Annotated in this window: 23 protein-coding genes; 10 read left to right on the forward strand and 13 right to left on the reverse strand. The window is 41.1% G+C overall.

Features of this window, described 5'->3' with window-relative positions; translation table 11 throughout:
• Window positions 1-22: 22 nt before the first annotated feature.
• From VJY63_RS02285 to VJY63_RS02300, 4 genes are all read left to right on the forward strand, one after another.
• Window positions 23-1,231, forward strand: coding sequence for an HD-GYP domain-containing protein (locus tag VJY63_RS02285; protein ID WP_324048116.1), 1,209 nt, complete (start codon window positions 23-25; stop codon window positions 1,229-1,231).
• Between the two features lie 262 nt (window positions 1,232-1,493).
• A complete protein-coding gene (gene hemB / locus VJY63_RS02290) occupies window positions 1,494-2,495 on the forward strand; it encodes a porphobilinogen synthase (RefSeq protein ID WP_324048117.1) in 1,002 nt (333 codons plus the stop codon).
• Between the two features lie 20 nt (window positions 2,496-2,515).
• Entirely contained in the window at window positions 2,516-4,750 is a 2,235-nt protein-coding gene (gene ppk1, locus VJY63_RS02295) for a polyphosphate kinase 1 (RefSeq protein WP_324048118.1), read from the forward strand.
• A gap of 41 nt (window positions 4,751-4,791) precedes the next feature.
• On the forward strand, window positions 4,792-5,121 hold the full coding sequence (locus VJY63_RS02300) for a hypothetical protein (protein ID WP_324048119.1): 330 nt from the start codon (window positions 4,792-4,794) through the stop codon (window positions 5,119-5,121).
• A 9-nt stretch (window positions 5,122-5,130) separates the two neighbouring features.
• Here the strand turns inward: VJY63_RS02300 and VJY63_RS02305 are convergent, their stop codons facing one another.
• Genes VJY63_RS02305 through pgi form a run of 5 tightly spaced genes read right to left on the reverse strand, consistent with a single transcriptional unit; the run spans window position 5,131 to window position 9,931 of the window.
• Window positions 5,131-5,658: a DUF3087 family protein gene (locus VJY63_RS02305; RefSeq protein WP_324048120.1), complete on the reverse strand. Its 528-nt coding sequence runs from the start codon at window positions 5,656-5,658 to the stop codon at window positions 5,131-5,133.
• A gap of 31 nt (window positions 5,659-5,689) precedes the next feature.
• The gene (locus tag VJY63_RS02310; protein ID WP_324048121.1) at window positions 5,690-6,208 is read right to left on the reverse strand and encodes a hypothetical protein; all 519 of its coding nucleotides are present in this window, start codon (window positions 6,206-6,208) and stop codon (window positions 5,690-5,692) included.
• 1 nt (window position 6,209) lies between these two features.
• Window positions 6,210-6,950, reverse strand: a complete 741-nt coding sequence (locus VJY63_RS02315) for an OmpA/MotB family protein (protein ID WP_324048122.1) — start codon at window positions 6,948-6,950, stop codon at window positions 6,210-6,212.
• Window positions 6,951-6,955: 5 nt separating this feature from the next.
• Window positions 6,956-8,254 carry a hypothetical protein gene (locus VJY63_RS02320; RefSeq protein ID WP_324048123.1) on the reverse strand — a complete coding sequence of 433 codons (1,299 nt, stop codon included), beginning with the start codon at window positions 8,252-8,254 and terminating at the stop codon, window positions 6,956-6,958.
• Between the two features lie 15 nt (window positions 8,255-8,269).
• Window positions 8,270-9,931, reverse strand: coding sequence for a glucose-6-phosphate isomerase (gene pgi / locus VJY63_RS02325; protein WP_324048124.1), 1,662 nt, complete (start codon window positions 9,929-9,931; stop codon window positions 8,270-8,272).
• 98 nt (window positions 9,932-10,029) lie between these two features.
• On the opposite strand from pgi, the gene asd reads away from it, so the two are divergent.
• Window positions 10,030-10,893 carry an archaetidylserine decarboxylase gene (gene asd / locus VJY63_RS02330; protein WP_324048125.1) on the forward strand — a complete coding sequence of 288 codons (864 nt, stop codon included), beginning with the start codon at window positions 10,030-10,032 and terminating at the stop codon, window positions 10,891-10,893.
• Here the strand turns inward: asd and VJY63_RS02335 are convergent.
• The gene (locus VJY63_RS02335; RefSeq protein WP_324048126.1) at window positions 10,883-11,635 is read right to left on the reverse strand and encodes a MipA/OmpV family protein; all 753 of its coding nucleotides are present in this window, start codon (window positions 11,633-11,635) and stop codon (window positions 10,883-10,885) included. The two genes, asd and VJY63_RS02335, sit on opposite strands and share 11 nt — an antisense overlap.
• Before the next feature lie 188 nt (window positions 11,636-11,823).
• Here VJY63_RS02335 and VJY63_RS02340 point away from each other — a divergent pair, with 188 nt between their 5' ends.
• The gene (locus tag VJY63_RS02340) at window positions 11,824-12,381 is read left to right on the forward strand and encodes a SanA/YdcF family protein (protein ID WP_324048127.1); all 558 of its coding nucleotides are present in this window, start codon (window positions 11,824-11,826) and stop codon (window positions 12,379-12,381) included.
• An 89-nt stretch (window positions 12,382-12,470) separates the two neighbouring features.
• Here the strand turns inward: VJY63_RS02340 and VJY63_RS02345 are convergent, their stop codons facing one another.
• Window positions 12,471-13,280, reverse strand: coding sequence for a mechanosensitive ion channel family protein (locus VJY63_RS02345; RefSeq protein WP_324048128.1), 810 nt, complete (start codon window positions 13,278-13,280; stop codon window positions 12,471-12,473).
• Window positions 13,281-13,406: 126 nt separating this feature from the next.
• On the opposite strand from VJY63_RS02345, the gene VJY63_RS02350 reads away from it, so the two are divergent.
• Window positions 13,407-15,002 (forward strand): methyl-accepting chemotaxis protein, encoded by a 1,596-nt coding sequence (locus VJY63_RS02350; RefSeq protein WP_324048129.1) that lies wholly within the window; start codon window positions 13,407-13,409, stop codon window positions 15,000-15,002.
• An 81-nt stretch (window positions 15,003-15,083) separates the two neighbouring features.
• On the opposite strand, the gene VJY63_RS02355 is transcribed toward VJY63_RS02350, so the two are convergent.
• The 5 genes from VJY63_RS02355 to yrfG all read right to left on the reverse strand — a co-directional run bounded on the left by VJY63_RS02355 (window position 15,084) and on the right by yrfG (window position 19,439).
• On the reverse strand, window positions 15,084-15,401 hold the full coding sequence (locus VJY63_RS02355) for a high-potential iron-sulfur protein (protein ID WP_324048130.1): 318 nt from the start codon (window positions 15,399-15,401) through the stop codon (window positions 15,084-15,086).
• 247 nt (window positions 15,402-15,648) lie between these two features.
• Complete coding sequence (locus VJY63_RS02360; RefSeq protein ID WP_324048139.1) at window positions 15,649-17,199, reverse strand: phosphoenolpyruvate carboxykinase; 1,551 nt, start codon at window positions 17,197-17,199, stop codon at window positions 15,649-15,651.
• Window positions 17,200-17,450: 251 nt separating this feature from the next.
• Window positions 17,451-18,371, reverse strand: a complete 921-nt coding sequence (hslO, locus tag VJY63_RS02365) for an Hsp33 family molecular chaperone HslO (RefSeq protein ID WP_324048131.1) — start codon at window positions 18,369-18,371, stop codon at window positions 17,451-17,453.
• 4 nt (window positions 18,372-18,375) lie between these two features.
• On the reverse strand, window positions 18,376-18,780 hold the full coding sequence (locus VJY63_RS02370) for an RNA-binding S4 domain-containing protein (protein WP_324048132.1): 405 nt from the start codon (window positions 18,778-18,780) through the stop codon (window positions 18,376-18,378).
• Window positions 18,777-19,439: a GMP/IMP nucleotidase gene (gene yrfG, locus VJY63_RS02375; protein WP_324048133.1), complete on the reverse strand. Its 663-nt coding sequence runs from the start codon at window positions 19,437-19,439 to the stop codon at window positions 18,777-18,779. Before yrfG ends, VJY63_RS02370 begins: the two co-directional genes overlap by 4 nt.
• 168 nt (window positions 19,440-19,607) lie before the next feature.
• Between yrfG and nudE the strand changes: the two genes are divergently transcribed.
• Together nudE and cysQ are read left to right on the forward strand one after the other, a co-directional pair.
• The gene (nudE, locus tag VJY63_RS02380) at window positions 19,608-20,183 is read left to right on the forward strand and encodes an ADP compounds hydrolase NudE (protein ID WP_324048134.1); all 576 of its coding nucleotides are present in this window, start codon (window positions 19,608-19,610) and stop codon (window positions 20,181-20,183) included.
• Window positions 20,176-21,018, forward strand: coding sequence for a 3'(2'),5'-bisphosphate nucleotidase CysQ (cysQ, locus tag VJY63_RS02385; protein WP_324048135.1), 843 nt, complete (start codon window positions 20,176-20,178; stop codon window positions 21,016-21,018). The genes nudE and cysQ overlap by 8 nt, the downstream gene beginning before the upstream one ends.
• A gap of 26 nt (window positions 21,019-21,044) precedes the next feature.
• Here cysQ and VJY63_RS02390 read toward each other — a convergent pair whose 3' ends face one another.
• Window positions 21,045-21,449 (reverse strand): hypothetical protein, encoded by a 405-nt coding sequence (locus VJY63_RS02390; protein WP_324048136.1) that lies wholly within the window; start codon window positions 21,447-21,449, stop codon window positions 21,045-21,047.
• A gap of 199 nt (window positions 21,450-21,648) precedes the next feature.
• Between VJY63_RS02390 and VJY63_RS02395 the strand changes: the two genes are divergently transcribed.
• Window positions 21,649-21,852, forward strand: a complete 204-nt coding sequence (locus VJY63_RS02395; protein WP_324048137.1) for a DUF2892 domain-containing protein — start codon at window positions 21,649-21,651, stop codon at window positions 21,850-21,852.
• Window positions 21,853-22,085 lie beyond the last annotated feature (233 nt).

Here is a 22,085-nt window from a genome sequence, read left to right on the forward strand (position 1 = left end):
AGACCGACTGCAAGGATAAGCTATGTTTTTGCGTGATTTTGAACTATCAAGAATAACGCCTGAACACCTCTTAGTAGATCAGCCAGTTCCTTGGTCGATTTACGATGAGTTTGGTAAGCTATTGATGGCTAAGGGTTCTATTTTGCGCTCGGACAGGCAAAAAGAAATTCTTGTTAGAGTAGGTTTATTTGCTGAGGAGATATTGCCTGATCCAGAAAGCCTTTTGCCTCAGCCTATTAAATTTCGTCGCAAAGTTAACCCTTTTGCTGAATTTGATGAGCTTTGTTTAAAGCTAGAAGAGGTATTTAAGCTAATTGACTCAGAAGCACCCAATGGCAGTGTTATTAAAAAACGTGTTTACGATATATCAACGCACATTCAAGGGTTGGTGAGTTATGACAGTGATGCTTTGTTAGGTGCGGTGCATTTAGCCGATCAATTTCCTTATCATGTACATCACCCGATGCAAATTGCGGTATTAACTGAATTGATTTTAGAGCGTTTACAGGTTGAGCAAGCTGTTCGCTTATCGGTTTTAGCAGCCGCTTTAACAGGCAACATTGCTATGAATCCTTATCAGCAGCGTTTGCACCAACAAAAAACACCACTAAACGATCAACAACGTGAAGTTATAAACCGTCATCCATTGCAGAGTGCTCAAAAACTTGAGGCCGCTGGTATTGATGATGCATTATGGATAGAACTGGTTGCTCAGCACCATGAGAAACTTGATGGCACGGGTTATCCACGGCAGCTTGAAGGTAATGCGATTCGCCGCGAAGCTAGAATTTTGGCTTTAGCAGACGTATATACTGCAATGGTGACACATCGCCCTTACCGTAATCCAATAAAGCATAAAGACTCATTGCGTGATATTTTTACTCAACGTGGCAGTAAGTTTGACGCTAAGCTAACGTTGCTATTTTTGAATGAATTGGGCGTTTATCCACCAGGTATTTATGTCCGATTAAATAACGGTGAGCTTGCGGTTGTTATTGGACGCACGCCTGATCCGCGTTCGCCTTTAGTGGCTAGCATTAAAAAAACCGATGGCGATTTATTTTTATCACCTAGGCGACGTAATACAGGGTCGGATCAATTTGCTATTCGCACTGCTTGCAATGTGAGTGAGCGAATGAAAATAAACCCAGCAACGCTTTGGGGTATTCAAGCCATTCGTGTTAACAGTATGAATAATGCTGATTTGTCAGGTGTTGCTGATTTAATTTAATGCTTGTTCAGATATTGAATGCTTACTCAGATAATAGCAGCCCTGCAGATTAGTAGGGCTGTTTGCTATTATTTACGCTAAAGCTAAAACTTTGCTTAGCCACTTAAAATGCCTGCTTTATACCTTCTTGATATTAAAACCATTCCATAAATTCCGTTGTTTATAAGCCAAGTAGCCAATTTTTGCCGCTCAAGGTAACTTTTGGCTGATATACTGATGCTAAAGTTTATTTTTTATTTTTTGTTTTTTTGAGGCTTAAAACGTGCAAACTACTTCTCGTTTATTTCCTGCTACACGTATGCGCCGTATGCGTGCCGATGATTTTTCACGCCGTTTAATGCGTGAGACTGAATTAACACCTAATGATTTTTTAGTGCCTATTTTTGTGCAAGAAGGTACAAATGCACGTAATCCTATTCTTTCTATGCCAGGTGTTGATCGTTTAAGTATTGATCTTTTGGTGAAAGAAGCGCGTGAATTAGCGGCTTTAGGTATTCCGGGCATCGCCTTGTTTCCTGTGGTTGGGCAAGAAGGAAAAAGTGAATTTGCTGAAGAAGCTTACAATGCCAATGGCTTAGTGCAGCGCAGTATTAAAGCGGTTAAAGATGCTGTTCCTGAGTTAGGTATTATTACTGATGTAGCACTTGATCCTTATACTACACATGGTCAAGACGGTATTATAAATACGCAAGGTTATGTATTAAATGATCGCACAGTAGAGACATTGGTGAAGCAGGGGTTGTCTCATGCTGAAGCGGGTGCCGATATATTAGCACCTTCAGATATGATGGACGGACGTATTAGTGCTTTGCGTCAGGTATTAGAGCAAGAAAGCTTAATTAATACGCGCATTTTATCTTATGCCGCTAAATATGCTTCTGCTTACTATGGCCCTTTTCGTGATGCGGTGGGTTCTTCTGCTAATTTGGGTAAAGCTAATAAAGCTAGCTATCAAATGGATCCTGCAAATAGCGATGAAGCCATGCATGAAGTTGCGCTAGATTTAGCTGAAGGTGCTGATATGGTGATGGTTAAGCCGGGGATGCCTTATTTGGATATTGTGCGCCGTGTAAAAACTCAGTTTGGTGTACCAACTTTGGTGTATCAAGTCAGCGGTGAGTACGCGATGCACATGGCTGCAATTGAAAAAGGCTGGCTATCTGAAGCGGTGATGATGGAAGCTTTGGTGTGCATGAAACGCGCTGGTGCAGATGGCATTTTAACTTATTATGGTAAGCGAGCTGTACAGTTATTAAATCAGTAAATTTAAGGAGGTAGGAAATAATGGCGATTAAAGTTGAACCAGTCAAGCAGTCAAATATGAATACTCAAGATGTTTTGGTAGTTGCACCCTCAGCAACAACGGCTTTAGTGGGAGCACCGCGTGCTACATTGCGAACCAATCAAAATAAAAGTGGCGTGCGGCGGCGTAAATCTGATGACAGTATCGATTTGGATGCACCTGATTTGTACTTTAATCGTGAACTTTCTCACCTCCAATTTAATATTCGGGTATTAGAACAGTCTTTAGATGCAAGTCACCCACTATTAAATCGGTTGTTTTTTTTGCTGATCTTTTCAAGCAATCTGGATGAGTTTTTTGAAATTCGTGTTGCTAGCTTGCGTCGTCAAGTGGCTTTGGATAGAGAAAAATCAGCGGCTGATGGTATGCGCCCCACTGAAGTATTAAAAGAAGTTTCACGCTTGTGTCATGAGCAAATTGAACGCCAATACGCGGTACTAAATGAAGTGCTTATTCCGGCTATGGAAGCTGAAAAAATACGCTTTATTCGCCGAGAACAATGGACTAAAGCGCAAGCGGTTTGGGTGGAAGAATTTTTTAATAATGAAATTTTACCTGTTATTAGCCCGATAGGATTAGACCCTTCTCATCCTTTCCCACGCTTAGTTAATAAAAGTTTAAACTTTATTGTTTCTTTAGAAGGTAAAGATGCTTTTGGTCGAGAAGGCGGCTTAGCTATTTTACCTGCGCCACGGTCTTTATCGCGCCTGCTGCGTTTGCCCGATGAGCTGTGTGACGGTGGTGATAATTTTGTTTTCTTGTCCTCGATGATCCACGCTCATGCTAAATCACTTTTTCCAGGCATGAAAGTTAAAGGTTGTTATCAGTTTAGGATTACACGTAATGCTGATTTAGCTGTGAATTCAGAAGAAATTTCTGATCTGGCTAGTGCTTTACGCGGCGAGTTATTGTCTAGGGGTTACGGCGATGCCGTGCGAGTAGAGGTTGCTGATAATTGCCCAGAAGATTTAGCTCACTTTTTGCTTAAACAGTTTTCTTTGACTGAAGATGAGCTGTATCGCGTGAACGGCCCTGTTAACCTCAATCGTTTGATGGCTGTTATGGGGCAAATTAATCGCCCTGATTTGCATTACAAGCCTTTTACACCCGGTTTACCTAAGTTATTACGCAAAGAAGCAGGCTCTATTTTTAACACCATACGTCAAGGCGATTTGTTGTTGCACCATCCTTTTGAAAGTTTTTCGCCTGTTGAAGACTTGCTACGCGAAGCTGCCAATGATCCTGATGTGGTTGCCATTAAACAAACGCTTTATCGCACCGGCGCAGATTCTAATATCGTTAATGCTTTAGTGGAAGCAGCGCGTAATGGTAAAGAAGTGACTGTTGTTATTGAATTGCAAGCACGTTTTGATGAAGCTGATAATTTGATTTTAGCCAGTCGTTTACAAGAAGCCGGAGCAATTGTTATTTATGGTGTTGTGGCTTATAAAACACACGCCAAAATGATGCACCTGCTGCGCCGTGAACAAGGTACATTACGTCCGTATGCACACTTAGGTACCGGCAATTACCATGCTAAAACTGCACGCCTTTATACTGATTATGGTTTGCTAACTGCTAATAAAGACATTTGTGAAGATGTACATAAAGTATTTTTGCAGCTGTGTGGTATGGGACAGGTTTTAAATATGCGTAAGTTGTTGCACGCACCTTTTACGTTGCATAAAAAAATGTTAGAAATGATTGACCGTGAAGCAGAGTTTGCAGTAGCAGGTAAAAAAGCACGCATTGTTATTAAGCTAAATTCGATTACCGAACCTAAGCTGATTAAAGCCCTGTACCGTGCTAGCCAAGCGGGTGTCACCATTGACTTAATTGTGCGTGGCATCTGTTGCTTAAAGCCGGGTATTGCTGAAGTTTCTGATAATATTAAAGTACGTTCTATTATTGGCCGTTTTTTAGAGCATACACGGGTGTTTAGTTTTTATAATGACGGTAAAGAAGAAACGTATTGTGCCAGTGCTGATTTTATGGAACGCAATCTTTTTCATCGCGTAGAAACCTGTTTTCCTTTAGTTGACTCACGCTTGGCTAATCGGGTGCGTAAAGATTTAGAAACTTACTTATTAGATAATTGCCAAAGTTGGGAATTGCAAAGTGAAGGCAACTATTTACTTAATTCACCTGCTGAAGGTGAAGCAGAAGTAAGTGTCCAAGAAACTTTATTAGATGCTTATGCAGAAAAGCTAAGTTAATAGCGCTAATTTTTATTGTTAATTGTTTTAATGGAAATGATATGACCAAAAAAATACTTGATGTTACACCACAAGTTGCTGGCTTATGTTGGATAAAAGAAGACCAGTGGTTACGTTTATTGGAAGTAGCTGAAGACCAAGCCAGCCTTGAAACCACTTGGCAAGAATGGGAAGCTAAAAGCTTAGAAATGATTAAAGTATTTGCCACGCGCAATATTTTAATTAAACAAATTACGGTTGATGTTGAAGATTTAATTAGTTGGTGCAAAAAAAGCGATAAGCCGGTTAGCGCAGCAACCCGTGCTGAATACGTTACTGCGATTATGATGGAGCAGAAAAAATTGCAAATAGATAAAACAACCTGCCATTAATTGCTGTTGTTAAATTACTGGTTGTTTTAGGGTTTCTAGCCAAGCTGGATCTAAATAGTTGTAATCAATGGTCATGCCTAGGCTAAGCATTTTTTCTTCAGTTGCCAGCTTGTCTACTTTTAGTTCTAGCAAGGCTGTGTCATCGCCTTCTAAGCGGTGCATTTGCTCTAAAGCTAAGTGGTAAAAACGTAGTAGTTTTAATGCTTCGGGCTGGTTTACTGCGGCTAAGTCTTTAATACGGTGCATTTTGTTAGTGACACGCATTAGGTTGCGTTTTAAATGCCAACCGTAAATGGCTTCTTTCATAAAAGGTTGTTTGCTGAATACTTGTTTAACCAGCAGCAGTGTAATAACCAAGCCTAATAATACCCCCGTTAGGTTTAAACGAAAATGATTGCCATTGGGTGTACCCCAAATAATAACCAAAAGGCTAGCTAGCCCCATGCCTAATGCGGCAAATATTAATATTAAAATTAAGCTACTTTTACGCGTGCGCTGGCGATAATCTGCTGGGTCGAGGTTTTGTAAACTAAACATATATTGTCCTGTTGTTAATTAAAGCCAGCGTTTAGGTGAACTTTTCTGCTAAACCTTGCACTGGGTACAGCGTATAAATACGAAAAAACTCTTCGCGTGAAAAGGTTTTAATCAGGTTTTTACTGTAAGTAATTTTACGGTTTTTCTGTAGGTCAAAGCCTTTGTAACTTAGCAGTTGTAGACACTCAGCGCACACTTGGTGTGAAGTGGATTTATCACCCAAAGGCAAATGCCCCGTGCGCCGAGTCGTGACCCAAACGTTTTGGTTATAAGCCCAGCTTTGGGTAATAGGACATTGTGCTAGGTGATAGTGATTGGCTTCGGCTAGATAAACCACCAGACGGGTATTTTTTAAGCCCCAAGTAGTGTCAGCAAATTGTTTTAAACGGTGCAGCGGGAGTTGCTTACCTTGTAAATCAAGTTCAGAGCGCTCTCGTCCATTCAGGTGGCGTTCTGGATTAAATAATTCAAAATGCCCTGCTTTGCGTGCGCCCATAGTTAAGCGCAAAGCTTTAAAAGGTTCAAATTCAGTAAAGTCTGGCAGCTTCATTTTAAGGGTTTAATTCTAGGTTAATGGGGCGGCGCTGCTTTTCTAAAATAGTGCGAATGCGTGAATCGGCATCGGTACGCACTCGGAATTCTACGCGCCGTGCCAGTTCGTTATTTTCACTACCATCGCTATTAAAGATAGGTTGTGAAGAGGATAAGCCATTCGCGGTTAAATTTTTCTTTAGCCATGCTTGCTCGTTGATGACTTTAGGCAGGTTAATCACATATTCTAAACTAGAACGGGTACGTTCTTGTGAAAGGCGCATATTGTTAATATAAGCTTCGTTGTCGGTACGGGCGTTGGTCCAATCGCGTGAAGTATGCCCTTCGATGCGTACTTCTTCGATATCTTCTCGGTAATCTGCTGAAGTGATGACTTTTACATAGCGCGGAAAGAAGTCACTTAAAATGGTTTCAAACGCAGGACGTAGCTTAGAAGAACCTAACTCAAACAGCACCCCACTGTCTTGAAAGCTAATGACGAGGTCAGGCGTTAGTTGTGCGCCCCAGCGTGGCAAGTCTTGCTCGAATTCATCCAGTAAATCCTGATAAAGCGCTTGGCGTAGGTCAAGGTAAATTTCTGCTACCTCACGCATTCGTTCACTTTCTTTTTGTACAATAACCATAAACACTACGGATACCAGCAAAAAAACCATCATTAATGCTGCCATTAGGTCGCTGACTGAAATCCAGTGTGCACCTTCTTCATCGGCTAAAACCTCTTGGTTGTCATTACGCATCATACGGTTTAAGCGCTCCCAGTCTTGCTGGTTTTATCAAGATTCTTTCTATCCAGACCACTTCTATCAACTTGTTCAGCAATTTTAACCAAGTCACGCAGCTTATCAGTGAGCGGTGTATAGTCACTTACAAATTTTTCTGACAGTGCTGCTAATTGACTACCAAAAGTTTGCAGTGAGTGAGTGAGTTCATGTTCTAGCGCAGCATCAAGGCGTATTAGCTGTTGTTCAGTTTTATCTAAAGTGCGTTCAGTTACTTTTTGTTGACGTGCCAGTTGTTCGTCTAGGCGCGAACCTAGCACTTCATTTAAGGTTTCTACGCTATCTGCAACGCGTTTAGCCGAGCCATCAATCAGTCGCTGCATTTGGGTATGTTGGCGTTCTAGTTGACCAGCTAAACCATCGGTTAAAGTATGAATACGGTCTTCTAGTTTGGGCAAGCCACCCCCAGCTTTGTTGACTAGGTTGGCTAAAGAGTCGAGGTATTTGCCCAAGGATTCGGACTGTTGTTGCAACCCACTCATCACACTACCCAGCGTTTCTGCTACTTGGTTAAAAGCTTGGGTGTGTTCGACCATCGTTTTATAGGCTTCGGTTGCCTTGTCTAATAGCTTGCCGTTGGCTCTTTGTTCGCTTAGCAGTGATTCTAATTCGGTTTTATAGTTATCTTGCCATTGCAGCATTTGTCCAACGGCTTGGTTGAGTTGTTTAAAATTTTCACCGTATTGCGTGCCAATTTGCTGATTAAAGTCAACTAATAAGCTTTGTAGTGCAGTCGTTAAGGCTTTGGAATTAGCATCGGCCATCTGCTGCTGATAATCACCTATGCCTTTAGCAAACGTTTTTAGGTTGGTTTCTAAGCGCTGATCCGTGCTTTTTAGGTATTCATCAATTTTGGTTAGTCCAGAATTGTTTAGCAGCAGCCGAATGTCACCCAAAAGTGTGGCTAGATCATCCATTGTTGCGCCAGTGACTTGCACACTACTATCAATACCGCGCACATGATTAAGAATGTGGCGCATTTTTATAGTCATCGCGCCAAGTAAACCAACAATGGACGACCAAAAGGCAGTTTTTAAACCTTCAATAAGCTGTGGCACGCTGCCTTCAACATCCGCAGAATCAAAATTCATTAAGCCTAATGCAATGCCCAAAAACGTACCAAAAATACCAATGCTAGTCAGAATGGAGGGTGCAGTATTTACGGTGCGTAGTGAGTAAACCGGTCCATGAAAATAAATCGTCATGACGGCTATTAGCACCATAAAAAATAAAGTTAAGGGTGAAAAAGCATTTAGAAGATCCATAACGCATTTATTTCTCTAGAGTTTTTTTTGTACCGTTAGGCAATGGTTTAATAAGCCGCTGGTGGAAGGGTCAAACGCCAAAGCTATGGCTTGTGTGTCATTTGTTAATAAGGCTTGCTTGGTAGCGATAGCAATGGTTTTACCCAGTTCAACACCCCATTGGTCAAAAGGATTAATGTTCCAAATGGCGGCTTGTACAAAAACTTTATGTTCATAAAGTGCAATTAACTGACCTAAGCTATAGGGCGTTAATTCATTCATTAGCAAAGTGGTAGACGGTTGGTTTCCACGGTAGTGCATATGGGGCATGGGTTCGCTAGCATCAAGTTTAGGCACTGCTGCATCGCCTAACATTAACAGACGTGATTGAGCAAAACAGTTAGCCAGCGATAGACGGTGCTGGTCTTGAAATTGGCGGCGCGTTTCGTTGTCTTTTATTTCATCGTAGCGGTGGACGGGTGCAATAAAGTCGCAATTAACTGCTTCTGTGCCTTGGTGCAGCAGTTGATAAAAAGCGTGTTGGGCATTAGGGCCTAATTCACCCCACAGCACTGGACAGGTGGCGTAATCAACCGGCTCACCTTCACGGGTCGTGCTTTTACCGTTAGATTCCATTTCTAATTGTGTTAGGTAATCAGGGAAATATTTTAAGCGACCATCGTAAGGTAAGATGGCTTGAGCCTGAACGTTTAAAAAATTAATATTCCAAATACCTGTTAGCGCCAGTAAAACAGGTAAATTATTGACTAGCGGACTATTGGCAAAGTGTTTATCTAAAGCATGAGCGCCTGCTAATAACTCCCGAAAATTATCCATACCGATTTGTAGGGCAATGGGTAAGCCAATGGTTGACCAAAGTGAATAACGTCCACCAACCCAATCCCAAAAAGTCAGTTGATGTTCTTCAGCAATGCCCCATTGCGTCATTTTTTCTGTGGCAGCAGACACACCAATAAAATGCTGTTTAATAATTAAAGCTTCTTTGCCAAGCTTGTCGGTTAACCAATGCCGCGCTGTATTGGCGTTGGTCAGCGTGTCGATAGTGCTAAATGACTTAGACGAAAAAATAAACAAAGTAGTGGCAGGGTTTAGTTGCTTTAAGCGCTCGGCTAACTGTGAACCATCAATGGTTGAGGCAAAATGGATATTTAAAGTAGCCATGTTTTTAGGGCGGAATTCTGCCAAGGCATGGCAAACCATTAGCGGTCCTAAGTCAGATCCACCCACCCCTAAGTTAACGACATCCGTAATGGGCAGGCCAGTAATGCCTCGCCATTGCCCTGCTTGAAGTTTGGTAACTAAACGCTGCATTTTTTCTAAACTGGCTTGCACGGCAAGGTTAACATCTTCATCCTCTACAAAAAGCTTAGCTTTGGCAGGTAAGCGCAAGGCTGTGTGCAGCGCCGGTCTAAGCTCACTGTTATTAATGGGTTTACCACCTAAAAGGTCATTGATTTTAGATGTTAATTGGCATTCTTCGGCAAGCTGCAGCAGCAATTGCAGCGTTAAGGGTTCTATGCGCTGTTTAGAAAAGTCTAGCAATAAACCATCAAAAGAGCGGCTTAATTGAGTATAGCGGCGTTTGTCATTACTCATGTCGCGTAAATGGCGATTGCCTGTTTGTTTAGCTTCTTGTTGCAATGCATACCAACTGGCTAGGGTGCTGGGGCGTGACATAATCTCAAATATCCTTGCTCGATCTTTGGGTAAGTTTACCTTTTTGCAGGGCTGATCCGCTACAATGCTGGAATCTATTACATAACAGGGTGTTCTTTGTGAATAAATCCAAACTTTTTTCCTTGCTGCAGTATGTGATACCGCAACATTTACTTTCTCGCTTAACCGGTCGTTTAGCGGAATGCCGTATTGCTTGGGTTAAAAATCAGCTAATTAAACTGTTTATTAAGCATTTTAATGTTGATATGAGCGAAGCTTTACAAGAAGAACCCACAGCTTATGCAAATTTTAACGACTTTTTTACCCGTGAACTAAAACCTGATGCGCGTGAAATACTAGCAGATCCTACTCAGTTAGTTAGCCCTGCTGATGGTGCTATTAGTGAGTTAGGCTTGTTACAGCATGGTCAATTGCTACAAGCTAAAGGTATTAACTACAGTTTAACGCGTTTACTGGGTGGCAATTTAGAAAAAGCACAACCTTTTATGGGCGGCAGTTTTGCGACTATCTATTTATCACCCAGTGATTATCACCGTGTTCATATGCCGTTGCAGGGTCGCTTATTAGAAACGATTTATGTACCAGGAAAGCTATTTTCAGTTAACCAAGCCACGGCTGATAATGTGCCAGATTTATTTGCCCGTAACGAACGTTTAGTGTGCTTTTTTGAAACGCCTGCTGGTCCTATGGCGCTAATTTTAGTGGGTGCCATGATAGTCGCGGGCATCGAAACGGTGTGGGATGGTCAAGTTGCACCACCTGCACGCCAAGTAACTTTGAAAGATTTTAATGATCCACAGCCTGTTGTGCTAGAAAAAGGTCAAGAAATGGGACGCTTTAAGTTGGGTTCTACCGCTATTTTAGTGTTTGGACCTGATGCTGTCGTGTGGAATGATTATCTACAAAACGGTACCAAAGTTAAGCTAGGTGAAGCCTTAGCAACGCTAAAAGTTAAAAACTAAAGGTGATTGCGCCAAATACCGCACCTACGTAGTTTCTGTCCACCAGCGGGCTGTCGGTTACATTATTAGGCAGCCTGCGAAGCGTAGCAATCAACATCAAAGAGGTGTTGGATGTAAAGCTATAGTTGGCAAGTAGACTGGTTCGAAGTTGCACATCACCATTCACCTTGTAAGCGTTGCGCCCAATGACGGTATTCGTTTCGTCATTGGTAACACCAAAGTAGTAATCTAATAAATGGTTGCTTTGCCAAGTGGCATGAGCTGAAGGTATTAGCATGAATTTTTGGGTGACAGGGATAATACGCGCATAGCCCACACCCGCTGAATAGCCTTTATGTCGCCCTAACGTGTCGGTAATGACGCGGGCGCTAAAGCGGTTATAACCCAAGGATAAAGCAGTGCCTAACCCTGCATCTAGTGACCATTTACGTTTTTTCATGCCTTGTAAATAGTAGGAATCTGAAGCTTTATAGCCTTCCATACGCAGCGCACCTAAAGCAGAAATAGTGAACCGCTTACCCTTTTCGCCTTGACTCCACAGGTGTAAACCGCCTTCAATACCTCTAAAATAGCCTCTTTTACCTTCATAACTAATGTAAGCCGGTAGAAAGTTTGGATTAGATGAAACACTAGAGTATGGGCTTTGAGCGTGTGTAATCCCTATGCCAACGCTTAATTGAGCCTGTAAATTAAAACTTGCTAAAAAGCCGGTTAACAATAAAGAAACAACCTTAAATCTCATGTTTAACTCTCTAAGTAAAAACACAAACTACTTGTGTTGCTAGCTGGCTAGAATACAGTATAAAAATAGAGTTGGGAGTGAAAATGCCAAATAAGTATCACCGACTCATCCGCTGGATTTTGCGATTTTTTGCTTTAATAATATTGGGTTTATTATTGCTCTTTTTTAATAATCTTTGGTTTGTGAGTATGACTTCAAAAAGAATTGTTGCGCTAGAAAATGGTTGTAGTCGTGACTATAAGGTTGCCCTTGTATTTGGTACTAGCCAGTTTTTACGTTCCGGTCGACCCAACCCACACTACTATGGACGCATTGATCTAGCGGCTTTACTGTATCAACAAGACTACGTTCAACACTTACTTTTATCTGGTGATAATCGCAGTCAATATTATAATGAACCTGCCAAGATGCAGCAGGACTTATTAGAACGTGGTGTACCTTTAGAAGCGATGACTTTAGATGCTGCAGGCGTGAGTACTTTTGACAGCTTAAAGCGTAGTCAAGAAGTATATAGATTAAATCAACTGCTGCTGATTACACAAGGTTATCATTTACCAAGGGCTTTATTTATTGCCGATCATTTGGGTTTGCAAGCAGAAGGTTGCATTGCTCAAGGGCCTGAATGGGCAGCAATGCGCAATGTTTGGTTTAGAGAAATGGCAGCACGATTAAAAACTTTAGGTGATTTATACATTTGGCAACGCAAACCCCGTGTTTTGGGTGATCCTCAACCGATTGATTTTTAGCAACTATTCAGCGTATAAAAAAAGCCATGAACGTAAGCCTTCTTACACTCATGGCAATCATTGACCTTTAGCAAAAAATTAATTGATAATTATTCTGCTTGATGAATAACTCTTTGTGGGTAAGGAATAGTTATTTTTTGTTCATCAAAAGTGATTTTTATTTGTTCCATTAAATGCCACTTTAATGCCCAAAAATCGCTGGAGTTAACCCACATACGCAAGGTGAAATCGACCGAGCTATCACCAAAGTTAAGAATGCCCACTAAAGGTGCTGGGTCTTGCAAGCAGCGCGCATCTTCATTGGCTAATTTTAAGAGTAAATTTTTTACTTCGCGCACATCATCGTCGTAGCTTACGCCTACAAACAAATCTAAACGGCGTTTAGATTCCGTTGAGTAGTTGGTTAGGTTGTTGTGAATCAGTGAAGAGTTAGGAATCATTATTGTTTTATTATCAGGTGTTTTCAAATAAGTATGAGACAGCGTAAGCCGATCAACACTGCCACCGGTTCCTGCTACTTCAATGTAATCACCTTTTTTAAACGGCTTTAGTGCAACCAATAAAAAGCCTGAAGCAAGGTTTTTTAGTGAATCTTTAAGTGCTAAACCTATGGCTAAACTTGCGGCACCTAAGGCTGCTAATAGTGATGTTGTATTAATGCCTAGCTCACTAAGTACAGAAATAAATAGGATAATTAACAGTAATGCCCTAGTAATCTGCCCTAAAAAAAAGGCGGATGCATCATCCATTTTGCGCGTTAAAATTTTTACAACGAGCTGGCGTACCCAGCCAATAACAACCCAGCCGACCACCAGCATTACTAGTGCTGGCCAAATTGTGTTGATAGCCACCCAAATACTGGGCAGTAAATTACCTGCTTCATCGACTAAAAAATCCATTCTTTTATCCTCTAAAAATAAAGCAACTAGCCTAACACGCTGCAATGGTTTCGTTTAAAAAATTCATAAGTGATATATTTATCAATCGACTCGATAAGAGCGCATTAGTTACATGGGGATTTTTTTATGAATGACCTTATTGCTAGAGTTTTAACGATAATTTTAAGGGCTTTGGGCTTAAAAACGCTAGATCGACAATTTATTTTTTCTTATGCTTTGATGTTTATATTGGCAATGATCGCTTCTATTTCACTTTATATGAGTATGTCCGTTTCACCTGAAACTATTAATGTGGCAGGGGCACAGCGGATGTTAAGTCAAAAAATGACTAAAGAAGCTTTACTGATTATGCAAGGTGCTGCAGCGCGAGTGGAGTTAGATGCAACGATAAGCAGTTTTGAAAGTGCTCATCAAAATTTATTGGTTGGTAATCAAGAGAAAAATATCACCGCTTTTAATGATCTGCTTATTCAACAGCAGATGCAAAAAGTGGATCAATTATGGCAACAAATGAAAGTTAAATTAGAACAAGTGTTGGTGCAACAGAATCAGCAAAACATTCAACAACTTCAAGATCAATCACTTACTTTACTAAAAGAAATGAATGCTGCTGTCGTGATGATGACCCGTAAAGCTGAGGTGAGCCAAAAAATACAGGTTTGGTTAGCTTTTGGTAGCGTGATTAGTATTTTGCTTTTGGTAGTGCTGGGGCGTATTTTTGGTATGGCGCAGCTAATGAATAATATCCAAGTGCTATTAATTGGTATGCGCCGTGTGGGTGAGGGTGATTTTACGACGCGTTTAAAGATTAAATATAAAGAAGATGAAATTGGGCAAATGTTTACGGCTTACAACCGTATGCAAGAAGAAGTTCTGCGCTTAATGGCACAAACTAAACAAACTGGTCAAGCTACCAGTCGTCATGTTAAGCAGGTTGTTGCAGCAGCACAAGCAACGGGCAAAGGTGTTTATCAACAGCACCAAGACTTAGATCAAGTGGCAACAGCCATGAATGAAATGACAGCAACTGTTGCTGAAGTAGCTAACCATGCTGCTAATGCTGCTAATGCTGCGGATGCTGCAGATGATAGAGCCAAAGCTGGACAAAAATTAGTCATGCAAACAGCGGTTCAGTTAAACAGTTTATCGGCTAGCTTAAAAATGGGTGCTAAAGACTTACAAACTCTGCGTGAAGAGACTAATTCAGCGGGCAAGGTGTTAGATGTTATTACTGCGATAGCCGAGCAAACTAACTTGTTGGCATTAAATGCGGCGATAGAAGCTGCTAGAGCGGGTGAAGCCGGTCGTGGTTTTGCTGTTGTTGCCGATGAAGTTCGTAATTTAGCAAGTCGCACGCGTGATTCGATTGGTGAGATAGAAAGTATTATTGCTAATTTACAAACAGAAGCGGATAAGGCGTCCCGTGTTATGGTTGGTTATTCAGAAGCTGCTGCTAGTAATGTTAAGCAAGTTGATGAAGCAACCATTGCTTTAGAGTCTATAGTTGCAGCTGTTGATATGATTAGTGCTATGAATACACAAATAGCTGCAGCAGCAGAACAGCAGCATCAGGTGGCACAAGACATCGACCAGCGCTTGGTACACATTGCGCTGATTGCTGATGAAAACAGCCAAGCTGCTAAAACGGTAGTCAGTACAAGTCAGTTAATAGAAAGCGAAATTAACCAGCTTAACCAACAGTTGGATCATTTTGAAACCTAATTGATTACTTTATTTTCCACATAAAAATCCCAGCTTAAATGCTGGGATTTTTTAGCGTTTAAAACAGAAAAGCCAATTTGATTAACCTGGCTTTTTAACATAAGACTGACACCAGCCTTTTGCTTCAACAGTGTTCTGTGGGAACAATGCACAACCATTATTAGCAGGCTTCCAGAACATGCAGTTATCGCACTCTTGACCTGCTTGATACTTAGCATTACCAGCAGCTTTAGTAGCATCAGTTACATATTTAAGTGCTTTAGCTTGCGGTGCATCTTCACTTAAAGCGGGTAGGCCAGCTGCAAAAGATTGAGACGTTAAAACGCCCATACCTAAAGGTAACGCAGCCAAACCAAAAAGCCCTTTTTTTAGAAGCGCACGACGGCTGATTTGTGACATAGGTTACATCCTCATCATCATTATTTAGTTTTTTTTAGTGCTAAACGGACTATAGCGCTTATCGCAGCATCCGTAAAACGATAGTTAAGTTAGTTCTTAAGTAGATAAGTTTTTTTTATATTAGGTGTATAACGTAAAGTTTAAATTGCCTTATTGTACCGTTTTAGTTTGATAGCTATAAAAAAACCCCACTTTAAAAAGTGGGGTTTTGTGCTTTAGACTAAGTTGGTAATAAGTTAAACAACGACTATTTTAACTTAGGACCTGCTGCAATAATGGCTTCATCAACACCTGAGAATTTACGGAAGTTTTCAACAAACATCCCTGCTAATTCTTTGGCTTGACGGTCATAGGCATCTTTATCTGCCCAAGTTTCGCGTGGGTTTAACAAGCTGCTATCAACACCGGGAACATACACAGGCACTTCTAGGTTTAGCGTGGGTAGCATTTGTGTTTCTGCATCGACCAAAGTACCGTGCTGCACAGCATTAACAATGGCGCGAGTGGTTGGAATGCTAAAGCGATTACCGCCTTCACCGTAAGCACCACCCGTCCAACCGGTATTTACTAGGTAAACGCGTGAATTAAAACTTTCAATGCGTTTAATTAATAAGTCCGCGTAAACACGCGCTGGACGTGGGAAGAAAGGCGCACCAAAACAAGTTGAGAAAGTTGCTTCTAAACCTGAAGTAGAACCCATTTCTGTAGAGCCTACTTTAGCGGTGTAACCTGACAAAAAGTGATAAGCCGCTGCTTCTTTAGATAAAATAGAAACGGGGGGTAATACACCGCTCATGTCACAGGTTAAGAAAATAATTGCGTTAGGCTCACCTGCAAGGTTTTTAGCGACACGCTTTTCAACGTGTTCTAAAGGGTAAGCTGCGCGTGAGTTTTGCGTTAAGCTATCATCAGCATAATTAGGGCAACGGCGGTCATCGAGTACGACGTTTTCTAGCACTGAACCAAAGCGTATGGCATCCCAAATAATGGGCTCATTCTTTTGTGATAGGTCGATGCACTTAGCGTAGCAGCCGCCTTCAATATTAAATACGGTACCAACACCCCAGCCATGTTCATCATCACCAATAAGGTAGCGTGATGGATCAGCAGAAAGGGTGGTTTTGCCTGTGCCAGAAAGACCAAAGAACAATGTTGTTTCGCCGTCTTCACCCACGTTGGCTGAGCAGTGCATTGGCAAGACATCAGCAGCAGGTAATAAGAAGTTTTGCGCGGAGAACATGGCTTTTTTCATTTCGCCAGCGTACTTCATACCTGCCAAAATAACGCGACGCTTAGCAAAGTTAAGAATAACGCAGCCATCAGAGTTAGTACCATCACGCGATGGATCACAAACAAAATTAGCGGCGTTAAGAACTTCCCACTCATCTTTAGAATCTTGGTTATAGGTATTAGGACGAATAAACAGCGTACGACCAAACAGGTTATGCCAAGCAGTTTCAGTATTAACACGCACGGGTAAGTAGTGTTTTGGATCAGAACCAACGTGTAACTCTGATACAAAACGACCTTGTTCAGTTAAATAGTCGTTAACTCTATCCCAAAGTGCATCAAACTTATCAGCATTAAAAGGACGGTTAGTTGAACCCCATTCGATGTCTGCTGAAGTGCTTGGTTCGTCAACAATAAAACGATCGAGTGGTGAGCGCCCTGTACGTTTGCCCGTGTTAACAACAAGCGCACCGTTGTCTGCAAGAGTGCCTTCACCGCGTTGAATTGCCAATTCGATTAACTGGGCATTGCTTAGATTAGTATAAGTTTTCACAGCGTTCTCGTTAATGTTTTCATTATTAGTGGTAATAGGATTTTTTTACGCCTTAAAAGTATTAGTATTATGACAAAAAAAACTTCAAGGCGTAGTGTCAGTTTTTATTTAAAAATGACTAAATGGCGTTGTAGCACCATTACATGGTAAAAACTCTAGTTTTATCAAAAGCTTAACGATTATAAACTACCGTTATTCTTGAGTTGCTTAAAAAATAATCAGTAGTGACTACAACACATACCCTTTATTTTTTTCAATTATTGTTTTCAATGCAATCTTGGGCTGGTTTGTGTCTCAATGGTTTTTTCATTCAATAATTCTGGCAAGTCATCTTTTGTAAAGACATAGTGTGTGTTACAAAAATGGCATTGAGTTGCCAGTTCACCTTTATCTTTTAAGGCTTCTTTTAACTCTTCTTCGCCTAGGCTGGCTAAGGCATTGGCAATGCGTTCGCGTGAACAGGTGCAGCCAAATTTAAGCGTATGAGGTTCAAAAGTACGCAAGGTTTCTTCGTGAAATAAGCGATGCAATAATTCATTTTGTTCTAAGTGTAGCAGTTCTTCATTGGTAAGCGTTGCCGCTAAATGTCCAAGTCTAATCCAAGCATCAGAATCTTTGTTACGTGCGTCTTCTGGTAGTTTTTGTAGTAATAAACCACCCGCGCTTTTACTGTCTGCTGCTAACCAAAGTTTGGTTGGTAGTTGTTCAGAACTAGCAAAGTAACCTTCTAAACACGCCATTAAAGTATCTTGGTCAAGTGCCACGATGCCTTGATAACGCTGACCTTCGTAAGGATCTAAGGTAATAACAAGTTGTCCACCGTTAAGCAATTCTGCTAGCGTTTGCCCTGTGGGTTCACCTTGGTAACGCGCAATGGCACGCAATTGATCGCCACCTTGCGCTCCCGTATTGCATTCTGCCATTAATAAGCTTACTTCACCTTGACCACGTGCTTCTAAGGTCAAGGTGCCTTCAAGCTTAACCGTTGCTGTTAACAAAGCCACTGCTGCTAATAACTCACCCAATAACTTTTCAATGGCAGGTGGATAGTTATGCCTGATTAAAACTTCTTGGTAACTTTGATGCAGCTGTACGAGTTCACCACGCACGGCTGTGTTATCAAATAAAAAACGCTGAACTTGATCCGGTAAAGTGTGTTTGCTTGAAATTTTGGTAGAGCTTGCCATGGTTTTAATCTTCCTGTCGCTTAAAGCGATGTATTTGACGACGTGATTTTTTATCGGGGCGTTGTGCTGGTGCTAGGCCCGTATCACCTGATAATCGCCGTTTTTCTGCTGCTGCTATTTTATTAGCAAGGCTACGTTCAGTTTCTTGGTAAAGCTTTTGTGCTTCAGGTGCTGGGCCACGTTGTGTTGACAAACCTAGTATAACGACTTCTTTAATGTCCCAACCTTGCGTTATTTCTATTAATGCACCAACTGCAACGGTTCGACTGACTTTAGGCCTTTGCCCATCGTAATGAACTTTACCATTGTCAATGGCTGTTTTAGCTAGGTTGCGGGTCTTAAAAAAACGCGCTGCCCATAACCATTTATCAAGGCGAAGTTCTTCAATTACAAGTGTCTTTTTGCTCATGGTTTATTGACCGGTTGTAGTTCAGCAAAACGATTAACAGCAGGGAACTCTGTCATTTGTCTTTGTGGGCTTTGGCTATCGGGTTGGCTAATCGTGATTAGTTGTGCAATACCAAACTGTTTAGCAGAAGCCAGCACACTTTCGTTGTCGTCTATTAATAAGGTTGTTTTAGGATCAAAAGGCTCAACGTCCATTAATGCGTGCCAGTAGCCTTGATCTTCTTTTGGAATGCCGATATCGCTTGAACTAAAAATAAGGTCAACGTATTGGTCTAGTCCTGTTAAAGGCAGTTTTAATGCTAAACTTTTACGGTCAGCATTAGTAGCAAGTATTACTCGTGGGTGAGCGAGTTTTAACCATTGCAAAAAATCTAAAGCATCAACACGAAAACCAATTAAATGTTGAATTTCACGTTTAAGGGCTGGAATGTCAACCTTAAAACGTTCGCTCCAATAATCCAAGCTATACCAATTAAGTTGCCCTTTTTCAGACATTATTTGAGCTATCAAATCTGCTTCAACGGTTGATCGTTCTAATTTATGCAGTTCTGCATAGCGGCGTGGCAAGTGTTCTAGCCAAAAGTGGCTATCAAAATGTAGGTCTAGCAGTGTACCATCCATGTCCAGTAAAACTGTGTTAATGCTTTTCCAGTCAATCATTTGCAGCCCTTGTTAATTTTAATATTAGGTTGTAAGTTCTGTTAGCTTATAAAGAGCTGTACAAGTTGGCTATCAGCATCACTAATAAAGGTAAGTATTTATTGTAACGGAAAGTTAGGGTTTCATGAACCTGAGTCACTTTTGTTATTTCTAAGGAGTATGCTTGTTATGCCTAATCGCCCTAAAATTTTACAACGTAAAATAGTGGCTCAAAGTCGGCTGTTTAAAGTTGAAGAACTGCACCTTGAGTTTACTAATGGCGTACAACGAACTTATGAGCGGTTGGTTAGTCAAGGGCATGGCGCAGTAATGATAGTGGCATTGAATGAGCGTGAAGAACTGGTTTTAATTCGTGAGTATGCAGGTGGTTTTCACGATTATGTCCTCACTTTACCTAAAGGTTTAATTGATGCAGGTGAAGATGCGTTAACAGCCGCTAACCGAGAACTCATGGAAGAAACGGGTTATGGCGCTCATAATTTAGAATTGCTAACACAGTTATCTTTAGCCCCTAATTACATGGGGCATAAAATGGATGTTGTACTTGCGCGTGATCTTTATCTTTGTAAGTTAGAGGGTGATGAGCCTGAGCCATTAGAAGTTTTATTGTATCCTTTGCATGATTTACACAAGCTAATGGCTAGCGATGATTTTCACGAAGCGCGATCAATTGCTGCTCTTTTTTTAACGCGAGAAAAACTACTTTATGAGCACGAACAACTTCAGGAACACCACGGTGCTTGAACAACCAAATAAGCTAGCACGTGAGTTAGGGCGTATTTGCTATGCTGCTGGCGAAGCCATTATGCGAATCTATGTTCGTCCAGAGCTTTGGGCTGCTTCTGAAAAACAAGATGCTTCACCCGTAACAGCAGCAGATTTAGCAGCAAACCGAGTTATTTGTAATGGTTTAGCGCAATTAATGCCCCGATTACCTGTGTTAACTGAAGAAGAAGCTGAAACGGCTTGGTCAGCAAGGCGGCAATGGGCGCGTTATTGGTTGGTTGACCCCTTAGATGGTACAAAAGAGTTTTTAGCGCGTAATGGTGAATTTAGCGTTAATATTGCGCTTATAGAGCATGGGCAAACTATATTTGGCATGGTGCATTTGCCCGTTAGTGGTGTTACTTATTATGGCAGTCGTTATTACGGCAGTTTTTTACAACCACGTGAAGGCGAAGCTCGTAAATTACAAACCCGTGCTTTACCTTGGCCTAAAATGGATGTCGTTGCTAGTCATCGTCATGGTCAAGAAAAGTTACAGCCTTTAATTGAAGCGCTTGAGTTGGCGGGTGCTGAAGTTAAGCATATGTCTTTAGGTAGCTCACTTAAACTTTGTAAAATTGCTGAAGGGGTTGCTGATTTTTATCCGCGCTTAGGTCCAACCAGTGAGTGGGATACTGCTGCAGCGCAGGCGGTTGTTGAAGGTGCGGGTGGTCGAGTGTTGGATTGGTCTTTTCGGTCGCTTATTTACAACCAAAAACCTGACATACTTAACCCTGAGTTTATGGTGATTGGTGATTTAAACCACCCTTGGCAAGAATGGTTAGCACCTTTTGTGAAAAATAAATCTGATTAATTGAGTCGAGTGATTAGCTTGTTAAGCTACTCAGTAACTTTGGGGGCGTTGTTAATGTCCATCGGGTTAGCTTGCAACAGTAAAGGATTACAATTGCGTAATATTACTTGCCCTTCCAATACGCTACCGCGTGAGTACTCTCGGAAAACGCATTCGTTTTTAATAGGGTTGTAGCTTTCTATCCATAAATGCTCGTCTTTCCAAGTTACACCTAAGTGATGTTGGCCATCAGGTATTTGGACAATCATTGATCCACCGTAACGCTTCACTAAAAGTTGTTCTAGGTAAAAGTAGTAGAAAGAGTAACTAAGCGTACCGAGTAAAGCGGCTACAACAAATGCTGATTTTGGCATTGAAAAACGTACTGCGACCAGATAAAAAATAGTAAAAATAACGACTAAATTAATAATCCAGTAAATAGTAGTTAACATGTTTAACTCCTAAAAGTGCTCAGTTGATGGGGGATTAGTTGGTTGATTACAAAATAGGGCGTATAGGCTTATGCTGTCAATTAGTGACAACTTTAATGGTTTAGCCTATTAAAAGCAGTCCAGCTTTACTTGCAGCTAAACTTATATAGTGATAGATTGTGCTAATTAAGTACTTCCTTAATTAATGGTGGAGAAACAGATGAACATTGATCGCGCCCTATTGGTTTTTGCTGGTGTGATGGTTTTAGTAAGTTTAGTATTGACTACGCAAGTTAATGAAAACTTTATTTGGTTTACTGCCTTTATCGCTGTAAACATGATGCAGGCTAGTTTTACTGGTTTTTGTCCAGCAGTAATTGTCTTTAAAAAGCTAGGTGTTAAGTCTGGTAGTGCATTTAAGTAAAAAACACTTGCAATAAATTGGGCGCTCTATACAATAGGTGTTCGTTGTGAGGAAGCAGTTGAGCCTTGCAAGAAAAGAATTAAAAGTCAAGCAAATAACCCTTGACACTGAAGCGAAACGCTGTAGAATTCGCTTCCTGATTCGGCAAGTTGTTCAGTTAAGCCACTTGCCTTGAGTCAACGCTCTTTAAGAATGAAGCATCAGGAACATTCATGTGGGCGCTTGCGGGATGA

The sequence above is a fragment of the Marinospirillum sp. genome (assembly GCF_035271045.1).
Lineage (GTDB): Bacteria > Pseudomonadota > Gammaproteobacteria > Pseudomonadales > Halomonadaceae > Marinospirillum.